The organism is Pseudomonas sp. IT-93MI4 (genome assembly GCF_949767635.1).
Lineage (GTDB): Bacteria > Pseudomonadota > Gammaproteobacteria > Pseudomonadales > Pseudomonadaceae > Aquipseudomonas > Aquipseudomonas putida_A.
Genome location: NZ_CATKPP010000003.1, coordinates 138,519 through 152,355 on the forward strand (window position 1 = coordinate 138,519; position 13,837 = coordinate 152,355).

The 13,837-nt window shown below is 60.6% G+C and carries 13 protein-coding genes and 2 pseudogenes; 2 read left to right on the forward strand and 13 right to left on the reverse strand.

The genetic code is table 11. The annotated features are described in order from the left end of the window. Positions 1-37 precede the first annotated feature (37 nt). The 3 genes and pseudogenes from ACM6I7_RS02795 to ACM6I7_RS02805 all read right to left on the reverse strand — a co-directional run. Positions 38-1,735 (reverse strand): ATP-binding SpoIIE family protein phosphatase, encoded by a 1,698-nt coding sequence (locus tag ACM6I7_RS02795; protein ID WP_414887915.1) that lies wholly within the window; start codon positions 1,733-1,735, stop codon positions 38-40. 5 nt (positions 1,736-1,740) lie between these two features. Continuing rightward, positions 1,741-2,046, reverse strand: coding sequence for an STAS domain-containing protein (locus ACM6I7_RS02800; RefSeq protein ID WP_166495475.1), 306 nt, complete (start codon positions 2,044-2,046; stop codon positions 1,741-1,743). Positions 2,047-2,238: 192 nt separating this feature from the next. Continuing rightward, a pseudogene (locus ACM6I7_RS02805) lies at positions 2,239-2,352 on the reverse strand (flagella biosynthesis chaperone FliJ); the annotation flags it as partial. Between the two features lie 134 nt (positions 2,353-2,486). Between ACM6I7_RS02805 and ACM6I7_RS02810 the strand changes: the two are divergent. Continuing rightward, positions 2,487-2,831, forward strand: a complete 345-nt coding sequence (locus ACM6I7_RS02810; RefSeq protein WP_336841264.1) for a hypothetical protein — start codon at positions 2,487-2,489, stop codon at positions 2,829-2,831. A 35-nt stretch (positions 2,832-2,866) separates the two neighbouring features. Here ACM6I7_RS02810 and ACM6I7_RS02815 read toward each other — a convergent pair. After that, positions 2,867-2,980 (reverse strand): annotated as a pseudogene (locus ACM6I7_RS02815) (flagella biosynthesis chaperone FliJ); the annotation flags it as partial. Between the two features lie 136 nt (positions 2,981-3,116). Between ACM6I7_RS02815 and ACM6I7_RS02820 the strand changes: the two are divergent. Continuing rightward, positions 3,117-3,461 carry a hypothetical protein gene (locus ACM6I7_RS02820; protein ID WP_115990423.1) on the forward strand — a complete coding sequence of 115 codons (345 nt, stop codon included), beginning with the start codon at positions 3,117-3,119 and terminating at the stop codon, positions 3,459-3,461. A gap of 35 nt (positions 3,462-3,496) precedes the next feature. Here ACM6I7_RS02820 and fliJ read toward each other — a convergent pair whose 3' ends face one another. From fliJ to ACM6I7_RS02865, 9 genes are all read right to left on the reverse strand, one after another. Then, positions 3,497-3,946: a flagellar export protein FliJ gene (gene fliJ, locus ACM6I7_RS02825; protein ID WP_095139370.1), complete on the reverse strand. Its 450-nt coding sequence runs from the start codon at positions 3,944-3,946 to the stop codon at positions 3,497-3,499. A 6-nt stretch (positions 3,947-3,952) separates the two neighbouring features. Continuing rightward, positions 3,953-5,311, reverse strand: a complete 1,359-nt coding sequence (gene fliI, locus ACM6I7_RS02830; RefSeq protein ID WP_007966241.1) for a flagellar protein export ATPase FliI — start codon at positions 5,309-5,311, stop codon at positions 3,953-3,955. Continuing rightward, entirely contained in the window at positions 5,301-6,107 is an 807-nt protein-coding gene (gene fliH / locus ACM6I7_RS02835; RefSeq protein WP_333988214.1) for a flagellar assembly protein FliH, read from the reverse strand. Before fliH ends, fliI begins: the two co-directional genes overlap by 11 nt. 4 nt (positions 6,108-6,111) lie before the next feature. Next, on the reverse strand, positions 6,112-7,131 hold the full coding sequence (fliG, locus tag ACM6I7_RS02840; protein ID WP_007920042.1) for a flagellar motor switch protein FliG: 1,020 nt from the start codon (positions 7,129-7,131) through the stop codon (positions 6,112-6,114). Continuing rightward, positions 7,124-8,911, reverse strand: a complete 1,788-nt coding sequence (gene fliF, locus ACM6I7_RS02845; protein ID WP_027614236.1) for a flagellar basal-body MS-ring/collar protein FliF — start codon at positions 8,909-8,911, stop codon at positions 7,124-7,126. Before fliF ends, fliG begins: the two co-directional genes overlap by 8 nt. A 15-nt stretch (positions 8,912-8,926) precedes the next feature. Further along, positions 8,927-9,256, reverse strand: coding sequence for a flagellar hook-basal body complex protein FliE (gene fliE, locus ACM6I7_RS02850; RefSeq protein WP_096796266.1), 330 nt, complete (start codon positions 9,254-9,256; stop codon positions 8,927-8,929). 238 nt (positions 9,257-9,494) lie between these two features. After that, positions 9,495-10,874, reverse strand: coding sequence for a sigma-54-dependent transcriptional regulator (locus ACM6I7_RS02855; RefSeq protein WP_097090141.1), 1,380 nt, complete (start codon positions 10,872-10,874; stop codon positions 9,495-9,497). 5 nt (positions 10,875-10,879) lie between these two features. Beyond that, positions 10,880-12,073 carry a sensor histidine kinase gene (locus tag ACM6I7_RS02860; RefSeq protein WP_179353308.1) on the reverse strand — a complete coding sequence of 398 codons (1,194 nt, stop codon included), beginning with the start codon at positions 12,071-12,073 and terminating at the stop codon, positions 10,880-10,882. Between the two features lie 125 nt (positions 12,074-12,198). Beyond that, entirely contained in the window at positions 12,199-13,674 is a 1,476-nt protein-coding gene (locus ACM6I7_RS02865) for a sigma-54 dependent transcriptional regulator (protein WP_003222863.1), read from the reverse strand. Between the last annotated feature and the right edge of the window lie 163 nt (positions 13,675-13,837).

Genomic DNA, 13,837 nt, shown 5'->3' on the forward strand with positions numbered 1-13,837 from the left:
TTGTTCACTCCTTGATCAAGAATCGGCGAATTATGCCTCAACCCTCCCAGAAAAACTCCACGCAAGCACTGCGACCTTCGTCCGACCAACTGGCGTTATGCCCCAACTGCCGGATCAGGCTGACCCCGCGCCCCGACAGACGGACACCATCCAGCGGCCGCTCCATCACCCGCGCCACGTCAAAACCCTTGCCGCTGTCCTCGACGCGGATCACCAGACACCCCCCGGCACCTTGCGGCTTGACCTGCAGATGCACGCGCACGTAACCGTCCTGCAGGGCTTCGAGCCGCTCGTTGCGCTGTTCATAGTAACGAGCGAAGCCACTGGCATCACGCTTCAGGCTGGAATCCAGGCCAAGAACACCGTGCTCCAGCGCGTTGGAGTACAGCTCGGCGAGCACGCTGTAGATCGCCCCGCCCTGGGTGCGCAAACCGTGCACTTCCTGCAACAACTGCAGCAGATACGGCAAAGGATTGAAGCGTTTGAGCGTCGCCCCGCGAAACTCGAAACTTACCGACCAGTCCAGCGGACAGGATTGACCGCTGTCGGAATACACCGGCGCCGACGGCATCACCTGCGCCGCCTCCAGCAAGCTGATCTCGACCATGCTCACATCGTCGCGGGGCTCGCCGCGAAAGGCGTGCAAGGCCTGCTCGATCTCGGCGAACAGGTTGTCCGGCTCACGATTGGCGGCAAACAGCTGCTGCAAACGCTCGACACCGAACAAGCGGTCGTCGGCGTCAGTGGTGTCGATCACACCGTCCGACAGCAGGAACACCCGGTCACCCACGGCCATGGTCTGTACTTCGGTGCGATCATCAAACGCTTGCGGACTGAGCACCCCCAGCGGCAAATGGCGCGCCGCCAGCGGCACACGTTCGCCGGTGGCGATCCGGTGCAGATAACCGTCAGGCATGCCGCCGTTCCACACCTCTACCGAACGCCGCTGAAAACTCAGACAAAGCATGGTCGCGCAGCAGAACATGTCCACCGGCAGGATGCGCTTGAGCTTGGCGTTCATCTCGCGCAGGGTTTCGGCCAGGCCGTAGCCCTTGGCAGTCATGCCGTAGAACACTTCGGCCAGCGGCATCGCCCCCACCGCCGCCGGCAATCCGTGACCGGTGAAATCACCGAGCAGCACATGCATGTCGCCGGCCGGGGTGTAGGCCGCCAGCAGCAGGTCGCCGTTGAACAACGCATACGGTGATTGCAGGTAGCGGATGTTCGGCGCGCTCAGGCAACCGGAATGCGCGACCTTGTCGAAAACGGCTTTGGCCACGCGCTGTTCGTTGATCAGGTAATCGTGATGTCTGGCGATCAGGTCGCGCTGCTGCAACACCGTGGCCTGCAAGCGGCGCAAGCGATCCATCGCCTTGATTTTGGCGGCGAGGATCACCTGGTTGTAGGGCTTCGCCAGAAAGTCGTCGCCACCTGCCTCCAGACAACGGGCAAGCGCTTCACTTTCGGTCAGCGAAGTCAGAAAGATGATCGGCACCAGGGTTTCCCCCGCCAGCGCCTTGATCTGCCGCGCCGCTTCGAAGCCGTCCATCACCGGCATCATTGCGTCCATCAGCACCAGATGCGGTGGCTGACGCTTGAATACCTCGAGCGCTTCGGCGCCATTGGCGGCGGTCAGCACTTCATGGCCCTGACGGCGGACGATGGTCGACAACAGCAGCCGGTCGGCGGCGCTGTCTTCGGCGATCAGGATCGTCAGCGGCTCTTGCGCCTGCATGGCCGTCAACTGATGTCGAAGAGTTTGTCGAAATTGGAGATGGCGAGAATCTTGCGCACGTCGGAGTTGCTGTTGATCACGCGCACGTCCGAGTCGTCGCCGCCGGCATGATCGCGCAGCAGGAGCAACATGCCCAGCGCGGAGCTGTCGAGGTAGGTGGCATCTTTCAGATCAACCACGATGGAGTCGGGTTTCTGGTCAAGTCGCTCATAGGACTCGCGAAACTCCTGATGGCGCCCAAAATCGAACCGCCCCTTGACCGAAATCGTCAGTTTTTGACCATCCGGAGAGACTTCTGTAACGACTGACATTGACTGGCTTCCTTGTCATTGACGAACGTGTACAAGGTTTAGCACCTGGACAGGGTTGGGGCAAGGCTCAGCGCACAAGCAAATGTGGGAGCGGGCTTGCTCGCGAAGGCGGTGTGTCAGTCAACATTGCTGTCTCTGACACACCGCCTTCGCGAGCAAGCCCGCTCCCACAGGGAGTTTTTGGGCAATTTGAAAAGGGTTGTGTCGCGGGGGGCGCTGCGACAACTGATCCAGCAGCTCCTGCTCACGCTTGTCTTCGAGGCGTTGCGCTTCTTCGCGGTAGCGCTGCACCCGTTTGCGCAGGAGAAACAGTGCGCTGCAGCCAATCCGCCACTGCCGCTCGTCGCCACTGTCAGATCTGACAGTAGACCGAGAAAATATGAATAGCCCTTAATCAAGCGGCAGCAATTTCGCTGCGCTCAGGTCAAAAGGACTGCATCATGGACTCGCCTAGTGCAATTTTCGAAAAACCGTCCCTGATTAGAACCCTGTCACCAACCATCATTACTCATGATGAACTCCTAGGGGGTGATTCCGGCGTGAAGGCGACCTACCCAGGTAAAACAGGCGACAAACTTTCGTTTTACCTGGTTGCCGACGACACCTATACCAGTACAAAGGAGCAAATAAACCTTAGTGATCGGCCGGATTACGCTAAAACCTTCGATTACGCCTTGGATTGGGAGTTCATGGGCAAACAAATATGTGTGTTTTTCGAAGTGATCCGTGACTCCAAGCTCCTGGGTCGTTCCAAAGGCTTCAGCTTCACAATATTGGACAAATGACTCAGACCATCCTCCAGCACCACTGCCGCGGCACGTTAATACGGATCGTGCCGCGGCAAGCGCTGCGACAACTCATCCAGCAGCTTCTGCTCGCGCTTGTCTTCGAGGCGTTGCGCCTCTTCGCCGTAGCGCTGCACCCGTTTGCGCAGGAGAACCGATGCCCGGCAGCCACTCCGCGACTGCCGCTTGTCGCCACTGTCAGATCTGACAGTAGACCGAGGAAAGAAGCATAGCCCTTAATCAAGCGGCAGCAATTTCGCTGCGCTAAGGTCAAAGGACTGCATCATGAAATCGCCTAATGCAATTTTCGAAAAACCGTCCCTGTATAAGACCGCGTCACCAACCATCGTCACATACGCAGAATACGAAGATGAGAAATCCGCCGTTGTGGCGCGCTACCCTGGTAAAAAAGGCGACTTAATCACCATTTACTTTATAGCCGACATCGGCTATCCCTCCATATATATACATACACCCACAGATGATAGGTTTGAATTCCGCAGACATATCAATACTCACGTTGATTGGGATGTTGTGGGCAAACAGATATATGCGTTCTTCACCGTAATACGTGACGGCAAGTATCTTGGCTTATCCGAAATGTTCAAGTTCAATATATTGGACAAATGACCCAGACCATCCTCTAGCACTACTGCTGCGGCACGTTAATACGGATCGTGCCGCGGCAAGCGCTGCGACAACTCGTCCAGCAGCTTCTGCTCACGCTTGTCTTCGAGGCGTTGCGCCTCTTCGCGGTAGCGCTGTACCAGTTTGCGCAGGCCTTCGACTTTGGCGAATGCCTGCTGCCAGGCGTCGCGCGCCTTGATCAAGTTGTTCTGGTGCCAGACCAGGCTCTGGCGCTGCTGGTCGATCGCGGTGTCCAGTTGCGCGAGGAAGCCGTGATAACCCAGCAGCCATTGCCCGGAAACTCCGTCGCTGCCGCGCACGATCCACTGTTCCTGATAATCCAGACGAAAGGCGTCGAGGTCGGCGAGTTTGCTTTCAGCGACTTTGACCTGACCCTGAAAGTAACCCAGGCGTTGCACGGCGGTTTTCTCGGCCTGTTCGGCCATTTCCACCACCGGTGCCAGACGCGCAGCTCGGCTCACGGCCATGGCCGGTTACCCACCCGCCGCAGGCGCGAACAGGGTTTCGAGGTAAGCCTGGCTCTCGCCCATGTTGATCTTGTCGTTGAGGCCCTGTCGCTGGTAGCGAGTCAGTTGCGGTTGCAGCGAGATCGCCAGATCGGTCTCGCGGTCGCCACCGGCGACGTAAGCGCCGACGCTGATCAGATCGCGGCTCTGCTGATAGCGCGACCACAGCTGCTTGAAATACTGCGCGCGCTGCATGTGCTCCGCCGAGACCACGGCCGGCATCACCCGGCTGATCGACGCTTCGATGTCGATGGCCGGGTAGTGCCCTTCCTCGGCCAGACGCCGGGACAACACGATGTGGCCGTCGAGCACGCCCCGCGCCGAGTCGGCAATCGGGTCCTGCTGGTCATCGCCTTCGGACAATACGGTGTAGAACGCGGTGATCGAACCGCCGCCCTTCTCCGCATTACCGGCACGCTCCACCAGTTTCGGCAGTTTGGCGAACACCGAGGGCGGATAGCCCTTGGTCGCTGGCGGCTCACCGATGGCCAGGGCGATTTCCCGCTGGGCCTGGGCGAAACGGGTCAGCGAATCCATCAGCAACAGAACGTTTTTGCCCTTGTCGCGGAAATACTCGGCGATGCGCGTGCAATACATCGCCGCGCGCAGACGCATCAGCGGCGCATCGTCCGCCGGCGAGGCGACGACCACCGAACGCTTGAGGCCTTCTTCACCGAGGATGTGCTCGATGAACTCCTTAACTTCTCGACCCCGCTCACCGATCAGACCGACGACGATAATGTCGGCCTCGGTGAAGCGGGTCATCATGCCCAGCAGCACCGATTTACCGACACCGGTACCGGCGAACAGACCCAGACGCTGACCACGCCCGACCGTCAGCAGACCGTTGATGCAACGGATGCCGACGTCCAGCGGTTCGTGAATCGGGTCGCGGTTGAGCGGGTTGATTGTCGGGCCGTCCATCGGCACCCAGTCTTCAGCCTTCATCCCGCCCTTGCCGTCCAGTGCACGTCCGGCGCCGTCGAGTACGCGACCGAGCATGCTCATGCCCATCGGCAGGCGCCCGGTTTCGGCCAGCGGCACCACACGGGCGCCCGGGGCAATGCCGGCGACGCTGCCGACCGGCATCAGAAAGACTTTGCTGCCGGAAAAACCCATGACTTCCGCTTCCACCTGGGACGGGTGATAGCTGTCGTCATTGATGACCAGGCAGCGCGTGCCCATGGCGGCGCGCAGGCCTTCGGCTTCGAGGGTGAGGCCGACCATGCGCAGCAGGCGGCCTTCGAGAATCGGCGCGCCGGCGATTTCAGTGGCGTCGGCATAGGTGCTGAGGCGCTTGGCGAAACTGGTGCGTTCAAGGCGCATCGGGGGTGTCCGCGAGCGGCTCTTCAGGCGCAGCCGCCAGTTGGCTTTCTTCAGGAATGTCCAGACTCAGGTCCGGCGCGGCCGGGTGCAGAGCCTGTTCGTGCAACTGGTCAAACAGTTTGGCCATGACTTGGGTCACGCGGGTCTCGATGCTGGCGTCGATGCGGCTGTGCTCGGTTTCAACCCGGCAACCGCCCGGCAGCAGCGAGTCGTCTTCGACGATGCGCCAGGATTCCTCATGACGCTCGCGCAAGGCCTTGGCTTGTTCGAAGTCCTGCGGATTGACGTACAGACGCACGTTGTCCACGCCCAACGGCAGCAGCTTGAGCGCATCACGCATGACGTGTTCGATCTGGCTGGAATCGATGGCCAGTTCGCGCTTGATCACCTGTCTGGTGATGTGTTGCACGAGGTCGACCAGCGACTTTTCGATCTGGGTGTCTTGCTCGGCAATCGGCTCGAACAGGTGGGTCATCAGTTGCTCGAGGCTGGCCAGTTTTGCCGCCAGCGCCACTTCGGCTTCCTGCCGCACCTTGAGCGTGGCGCTGTGAAAACCTTCCTTCTCGCCGATGCCAAAGCCCTCGTTGTAAGCCTCCTGACGGATGCTTTCGAGTTCTTCCAGGGTCAGTGGCTGGACTTCTTCCAGCGGCACTTCTTCCATTTCCGGCGGTTCGGGCTCCGGTTCCGGCTCGGGTTCCGGTTTCGGCGGATCGAAGCTGGGCAGTGCCCAGGATTCGAAACCACGGACATCGCGGGCGCGGATCAGATCCGTTACTGACTCGTCATGCTTGTCCATGGGCTTAGATCATTTCCTCGCCGCCCTTGCCACCGAGCACGATTTCGCCGGCTTCGGCCATGCGACGGGCAATGGTGAGGATTTCTTTCTGCGCGGTTTCCACGTCGCTGACGCGCACTGGGCCTTTGGCCTCGAGGTCGTCGCGCAACAGTTCGGCCGCACGTTTGGACATGTTCTTGAAGATCTTCTCCTTGACGCCTTCGTCCGAACCCTTGAGGGCCAGCACCAGCACGTCGGAGGACACTTCGCGCAACAACGCCTGGATGCCACGGTCGTCGACGTCGGCCAGGTTGTTGAACACGAACATGAGGTCTTCGATCTGACCGGACAGGTCTTCGTCGACTTCGCGGATCGAGTCCATGAGCTGGCCTTCGATCGAGCTGTCGAGGAAGTTCATGATGTCCGCCGCACGCTTGATGCCACCCAGGGTGGTGCGCGAGGCATTCGAGTTGCCGGAGAACTGCTTCTCGAGAATCTGGTTCAGCTCTTTCAGCGCCGCCGGTTGCACGGTATTCAACGACGAGACGCGCAGGATGATGTCCAGACGCACCTTGTGGTCAAAGTTGCCCAGTACTTCACCGGCCTGATCCGGATCGAGGTACGCCACCACGATCGCCTGGATCTGCGGGTGTTCGTAACGGATCACGTCGGCAACAGCGCGCGGCTCCATCCATTTCAGGCTGTCGAGGCCGCTGGTGTTGCCACCGAGCAGGATGCGGTCGATCAGGCCGTTGGCCTTGTCTTCACCCAGCGCCTGGGTAAGCATTTTGCGCACGTAGTCGTCGGAGCCGACGCCGAGGCTGGTCTGGTCGCCGACGATGTCGACGAACTCGCTCATGACCTGCTCGACCTGCTCGCGATGGACGTTGCCCATCTGGGCCATGGCCACACCGACCCGCTGAACCTCTTTCGGGCCCATGTGGCGCAGCACTTGCGCGGCATCGGTCGAACCCAGGGACAGCAGCAGAATCGCGGCTTTGTCGACCTTGTTCAGTTTGACGGTTGCGGCTCGGTTATCACTCATCTGCGTTAATCCACTCTTTCACGACCTGAGCCACGCGACCCGGATCCTCGGCCACCAAGCTCTTGATTGCATTCAGTTGTGCGTCGTAACCCTCACTCGGGCTCGGCAACAGAATGCTCTGCGGACCACCGAGGCTCACGCGGTCGTTGGCCAGGTCGCCGTCCAGGCCGCCCATGCCACCGAGTTCCACGTCGCTGCCCAGACCGGCCAGCTCCTTGCCTTTGCCGCCGCCGGTGATGTTGTTCAACACCGGACGCAGCACACCAAACACCAGCACCAGGATGAACAACACACCCAGCACTTGTTTGACGATGTCCCAGAACCATGGCTGGGAGTAGAACGGAATATCGGCAACCACTTCACCGCGTTCGGCGGAGAACGGCATGTTGATCACGCTGACGCTGTCACCACGGCTGGCATCGAAGCCGACCGCGTCCTGCACCAGACGGGTGAAGCGCGCCAGTTCATCGGCGCTCCACGGCGCGCGGGTGGTTTCACCGTTGGCCGCATTGACCTTGACCTGATCGTCGACCACCACCGACACCGACAGACGATTCAGGCGACCCTGCTGCTGTTTGGTGTGGCTGATGGAACGGTCGAGCTCGAAGTTCTTGGTGGATTGTTGACGCTTGTCCGCCGGGTACGGCGCGAGCATTGGCTGGCCGGTGGCCGGGTCCATGATCTGCTGACCGTTGGCATCGACCAGTGGCTGACCTGGCTGAATCATGCCGGTAGAGCCTTGCGCACCACCGGTGGTTTGCGGGGCCGAGGCCGGCGCTGGCGGCTGGTTGCTCAGGGCACCCGGCACACCTTGCGGGCCATTGCTGGCGGTGCGTTGTTCGTTGACCGACTGCTCGCTGCGCAATGCCGGCTGGTCCGGGTTGAACTGCTCGGCAGTTGATTCGACGGCACTGAAATCGATGTCGGCCGACACTTCAGCCTTGTAGCGATCGTTGCCCAGTACCGGCTGCAGAATGTTGTGCACGCGCTGAGTCAGCATGCTTTCCATGCGGCGGCTGTAATCGAACTGCTTGCCAGCCATGGTCATTTCGGAGTTCTCCGCCTGATCGGAGAGCAGGTTGCCCTTCTGATCGACGACGGTGATCTGCGATTTGCTCAGCTCAGGCACGGAGGTCGCCACCAGGTTGATGATCGCGACCACCTGACCCGGCTCCAGCGAACGCCCGGAGTACAGCTCGACCAGTACCGAAGCGCTTGGCTTGCGCTCATCACGCACGAACACCGAACTCTTCGGAATCGCCAGGTGCACGCGGGCGCCCTTGACGTTGTTCAGGCTGGAGATGGTGCGCGCCAGTTCGCCTTCGAGACCGCGACGGTAACGCGTCGCTTCCATGAACTGGCTGGTGCCCAGACCCTGTTCCTTGTCGAGGATTTCGAAACCGATGTTGCCGTCGCTGGGAGTGACACCAGCGGCCGCGAGTTTCATCCGCGCACGGGACAGGTCGTCAGCCTTGACCAGCAAGGCGCCGGAGTTCGGCTCGACGGTGTAAGGGATGTCGGCGGAGGCCAGGGTGTCCATGACCTGCTTGGCGTCCATGCCGGCAAGGCTGCCGTACAACGGACGGTAATCCGGCTGCTGCGACCACAGCACCACGGCAAAGCCAATCGCCACGCTCGCAGCCAGGCCGACCAACAGGCCCACCTGACGCAGCATGGTCATCTCGGAGAGGTTTTCCAGGAAGGACAGGCCGAACAGCGGCGGTTTGCCGTCTATCGGGGTGGCCTTGGCCGGAACGTTATCGGCGACTGCTTCTGCCATGACTCAATCTCGTCCTTAAACCGGCATCTGCATGATGTCTTGATAAGCCTGAACCAGCTTGTTGCGCACCTGGGTCAGAGCCTGGAACGACACGCTGGCTTTCTGCGAGGCGATCATCACGTCCGTCAGATCGACGCCGCTCTTGCCGATTTCAAATGCGTTGGCCAACTGAGTCGACGCCTGTTGGGTATCGCTGACTTTGTTGATGGCCTGACCGAGCATGTCGGAAAAGCTGCTGCCTGCCAGTTCAGGGACGGCGGCAGTCGTTTTCGGCGTGGCCATGGCGTCCATTTTCATGGCCTTCATGTCCATCATCAACCGATTGAATTCAATACCTTGGCTCATGGTCTACTCTCTTGGGCGGCCCGCAATTTTTTGACACTCACTCGGCGGGTACACAGGTGTTAGCAACAAGGGTGCCAGCTCGGCTGGTCTTGTTTCATAAAAGCGGCTAGAGGCTGTGGCTCAACTACAAACACTGAAAAACAACTGTGGGAGCGAGCCTGCTCGCGAAGGCGCACACAAGCTTGAATGACACACCCTCTTCGCGAGCAGGCTCGCTCCACATTGTTCGCGGCGAGTTTCAGGTGGCGAACAGATAACCTTCGACGTCCATCCCGGCATCACGCATCTGCGCCAGTTTGTAACGCAGGGTACGCGGGCTGATACCGAGCTTTTCCGCAGCCTCCTTGCGCCGGCCACGCTCGGTGCGCAGGGTATCGATGATCATCTGGAACTCCCGGCGCCGCAGGTCATCGCCCAGCGCCCCGGCGGATTCAGCCTCGACTTCGATTTCGCGCACCAGCGGTTGCACCGGCGCCGCGGTGTAGGTCACTGCGCCGGTCAGGCAGAAATCCTGCGGCTGGATCAAACCGCCCTGCTGCAGAATCAGCGCGCGTTGAATCGCGTTATCCAGCTCACGCACGTTGCCCGGCCACGGGTAGTGGGTCAGGCAAGCCTGGGCTTCTGGCGAAAGTTTCGCCGCCGCATGCTTCATTTTATTGACGTGTTTGTTCAGCAACCGCTCGGCCAGCGGCAAGATATCGGCAGTGCGCTCGCGAAGTGGACGCCAGGCCAGGGGGAAAACCGACAGACGGTAAAAAAGGTCTTCACGGAAACGCCCCGCCGCCACTTCGCCGGCCAGATCACGGTTAGTGGTGGCGACCACGCGAATGTCCAGGGTGATCGGCTTGCGCGCACCGACGCGCTCGACTTCACGCTCCTGCAGCACCCGCAACAACTTGGCTTGCAGGCCCAAGGGCATCTCGGAAATCTCGTCGAGCAGAATGGTGCCGCCATCGGCCTGCTCGAATTTGCCGGCCTGCGCCGCGATGGCGCCGGTGAACGAGCCTTTCTCGTGGCCGAACAGCGTGGCCTCGAGCATGTTGTCGGGAATCGCCGCGCAGTTGATCGCGATGAACGGCTGATTGGCACGATGGGAATGCTGGTGGATATAACGCGCCAACACTTCCTTGCCGGTACCGGACTCGCCGGAGATCAACACTGTGGAATCACTGCGCGCCACCCGCGCCGCCAGTTCGAGCAACTGCGCGCTGGCCGGCTCGACCGCCACCGGACCTTCGCAATCTGTGGTGCTGATGCTGCCCAAGGCATGTCGCGACACCAGGTCCAGTAGAGCCTTTGGCTCGAACGGCTTGACCAGATAATCCGCTGCGCCCTGACGCATCGCATCCACTGCGCGCTCGACCGCGCCATGCGCAGTCATCAGCAACACCGGCAATTGCGGCTGCCGCGCACGCAGCAAACCGAGCAGTTGATGGCCATCCATGCCGGGCATGTTGACGTCGCTGACCACCAGACTGAACGCTTCGCGCTCGACCGCCTGCAACGCCTCTTCGGCGCTGCCGACTGCATGGTAGTCGTGGCCCGCCAGCAACAGCGTGTCGGCCAGCGCTTCGCGCAACGAGCGGTCATCCTCGACCAGCAAAACCTTGATGCCCATGACGTTTACTCAGCTCCGTGTACAGCGGAAAACAGCGGCAGGATCACCTGCGCGCACGTGCCGCGCCCGACCCGCGAGCGCAGCTGCAATTCTCCCTGATGCGCTCGCGCCACTGCCTTGACCACGGTCAGGCCCAGCCCGGTGCCGGTGACTTTGGTGGTGAAAAACGGTTCGCCGAGACGCTCGAGCACCAGCGGATCAATGCCGCTGCCACTGTCGCTGACGCACAGGCGCAGGCTGTTGTCGCGGGTGTAGCAGTGCACCTTCAGGCGCACGTTGCCATCGCTGGCCTGAATCGCGTTTTCGATCAGATTGAGAATCGCCCCGACCAGGGTGTCGCGGTTGCACAGCAGTTCGCCGGCATGGCTGTCGCACTGCCAGCGGATTGGCAGATCCTGCACATGAGTCAGCGCCGCCGCTTGCAGCGCCTGCATCAGAGTATTCGGGGTGATGCGGTCGGTCAGTGGCAGCTCGCCACGGGCGAACACCAACATGTCGCGCACCTGATGCTCCAGCTCATGCAGGCGTTCTTTGAGACGGCCGGCGAAGCGCTGCTGGGTGGCGACGGGCAATTCCTGCTCAGTCAAATGACTGGCGTAGAGCAACGCAGCGGACAATGGCGTGCGGATCTGATGGGCCAGCGAGGCGACCATGCGTCCCAGCGACGACAGACGCTCGTGGCGCGCCAGTTGATCTTGAAGGTGGCGGGTTTCTGTCAGGTCGTTGAGCAGCACCAACTGCCCCGGCTCGGCATCCAGCGAGCGGGTGGCAATCGACAGGCGTCGACCGTTTTTCAGAGAAATTTCATGACCGTCGTCTTCACGCGGGGCGAAGCAACGGGCGATGACGTGGCGCCACAACTCGCCTTCCAGCGGCAGCCCCAACAAATCGATCGCCGCCGGGTTGGCTTCGCGCACCATGCCGTGGCCGTCGATCACGATGACGCCACCGGGCAACAGATCAAGAAGGTTTTGCAGGCGGTTGGCCAAGCGTTCTTTTTCGGCCAGCTCTTGCATGCGCTGGGCACTGACCACCGCCAGCTCGCCCTTGAGCTCGGTAACCCGGGCTTCAAGCATGCTGTAGGAATCGGTCAGTTGACTGGACATCTGATTGAACAGCGCGAACGCGTGCTCAAGACCCTGACGGCTCGCCTGCTCTACGGACGACGGTTGCCCCTCGGCATGGGAGGCAGATGACATCTGGGCGTGGGGCATTGTGTTCTCTCGCTTGGCTGACCGTCAGTTAAACGGAACGTTGCGAGGGATGTAGCAATACCCGTGCCTAAAAAAAACTGCTTATAAATGAAGGCGTTGAAAAACAGGCGTCAATCATCCGCCTGTTCGTCTCCTTCGCGCCGGCTCATGCCGTACTTGCGCATCTTCTCCACCAACGTGGTGCGACGAATACGCAGGCGTTCGGCGGCACGCGCCACGATGCCATTGGCGTCGTCCAGCGCCTGCTGGATCAGGCCCTGTTCCAGACCACCGAGGTAGTCCTTGAGGTCCAGGCCTTCCGGCGGCAGCATCGCGTTGGCGGTAAAGTCCGGCGTATGACCGTTGATCGCCACGCGCTCTTCGAGATCGCTGCGCAGGCTGTCGACCATCTGCTCGTCTTCGTCGTCGACGTAGCGGAATTTCTTCGGCAACTCGACCACGCCGATCACCCCGTACGGATGCATGATCGCCATGCGTTCCACCAGGTTGGCCAGCTCGCGGACGTTGCCCGGCCAGCCGTGACGGCACAGCGACATGATCGCGGCCGAGTTGAAACGGATCGAACCGCGCTTTTCGTGTTCCATGCGCGAGATCAGTTCGTTCATCAGCAGCGGGATGTCTTCGACGCGCTCACGCAGCGGCGCCATCTCGATCGGGAACACGTTCAGGCGATAGTAGAGGTCTTCGCGGAAGGTGCCGATCTCGATCATGCTTTCGAGATTCTTGTGGGTCGCGGCAATGATGCGCACGTCGACGCTCTGGGTCTTGTTGCTGCCCACGCGTTCGAAAGTGCGTTCCTGCAGCACGCGCAGCAGCTTGACCTGCATCGGCAGCGGCATATCGCCGATTTCGTCGAGGAACAGCGTACCGCCGTTGGCCAGTTCGAAACGCCCGGCACGGCTGGTGATCGCACCGGTGAAGGCGCCCTTCTCGTGGCCAAACAGTTCGCTTTCCAGCAGCTCTGCCGGGATCGCCCCGCAGTTGACCGGCACGAAAGGCGCGTCGCGACGCTTGGAGTGGTAATGCAGGTTGCGCGCAACCACTTCCTTGCCGGTGCCGGACTCGCCGAGGATCAGCACGCTGGCGTCGGTATCAGCCACTTGCTGCATCATCTGCCGGACGTGCTGAATCGCCCGGCTGGTGCCGACAAGGCTGCGGAACAGGTTGGGCTCGCGATGACGACCGCGCTCGCGGGCCTGGTCGTACATCTCGCGATAGACCTGGGCACGGTGCAGGGAGTCGAGCAGTTTGCTGTAGCTGGGCGGCATTTCCAGGGTCGAAAGCACCCGGCGGCGCTGATCTTCCGGCAGGTCGACGGAAGAATTATCGCCCATCAGCAAAACCGGAAGGAACTCATCCCACGTCGAGAGTGTCTTTAACAAGCCCAAAAGTGCACCCGGAGCATTTACCGTCCCGATCAGTACACAGATGACTTCACGACTCGATGACAAAGAGCCGACAGCCTGCTGCCAGTCATGGCTGCCGCAGGGTAAATTTTCTTCGCCGAGAAAATTTAAAATCACCGCCAGGTCGCGGCGGCGGACGCTATCGTCATCGATCAGCAGAATTTTGGTTTCACGCCACATGCAATAGCAACTTCCCTAGTCAACTCAATGCCCGAAAAATGGGGCAAGCGAGACGCTTGCAGGACACCTTGTGCCTGTAGACGCCTGAAATCTGAAAACAGCCACTAGTTAAGTCAAAAAACCGTGCACAGTCAAATTTATGGCGCACATGTCTGGATTAACT

Excerpts from the sequence above, each read along its gene's own strand:
- ACM6I7_RS02860 (WP_179353308.1), bottom strand. The coding sequence starts at position 12,073 with ATGTCATCTGCCTCCCATGCCGAGGGGCAACCGTCGTCCGTAGAGCAG.
- fliI (WP_007966241.1), bottom strand. The coding sequence starts at position 5,311 with ATGCGCCTTGAACGCACCAGTTTCGCCAAGCGCCTCAGCACCTATGCC.
- fliE (WP_096796266.1), bottom strand. The coding sequence starts at position 9,256 with ATGAGCCAAGGTATTGAATTCAATCGGTTGATGATGGACATGAAGGCC.
- ACM6I7_RS02795 (WP_414887915.1), bottom strand. The coding sequence starts at position 1,735 with ATGCAGGCGCAAGAGCCGCTGACGATCCTGATCGCCGAAGACAGCGCC.
- fliF (WP_027614236.1), bottom strand. The coding sequence starts at position 8,911 with ATGGCAGAAGCAGTCGCCGATAACGTTCCGGCCAAGGCCACCCCGATA.
- fliJ (WP_095139370.1), bottom strand. The coding sequence starts at position 3,946 with ATGGCCGTGAGCCGAGCTGCGCGTCTGGCACCGGTGGTGGAAATGGCC.
- ACM6I7_RS02810 (WP_336841264.1), top strand. The coding sequence starts at position 2,487 with ATGGACTCGCCTAGTGCAATTTTCGAAAAACCGTCCCTGATTAGAACC.
- ACM6I7_RS02800 (WP_166495475.1), bottom strand. The coding sequence starts at position 2,046 with ATGTCAGTCGTTACAGAAGTCTCTCCGGATGGTCAAAAACTGACGATT.
- ACM6I7_RS02865 (WP_003222863.1), bottom strand. The coding sequence starts at position 13,674 with ATGTGGCGTGAAACCAAAATTCTGCTGATCGATGACGATAGCGTCCGC.
- fliG (WP_007920042.1), bottom strand. The coding sequence starts at position 7,131 with ATGAGTGATAACCGAGCCGCAACCGTCAAACTGAACAAGGTCGACAAA.
- fliH (WP_333988214.1), bottom strand. The coding sequence starts at position 6,107 with ATGGACAAGCATGACGAGTCAGTAACGGATCTGATCCGCGCCCGCGAT.
- ACM6I7_RS02855 (WP_097090141.1), bottom strand. The coding sequence starts at position 10,874 with ATGGGCATCAAGGTTTTGCTGGTCGAGGATGACCGCTCGTTGCGCGAA.
- ACM6I7_RS02820 (WP_115990423.1), top strand. The coding sequence starts at position 3,117 with ATGAAATCGCCTAATGCAATTTTCGAAAAACCGTCCCTGTATAAGACC.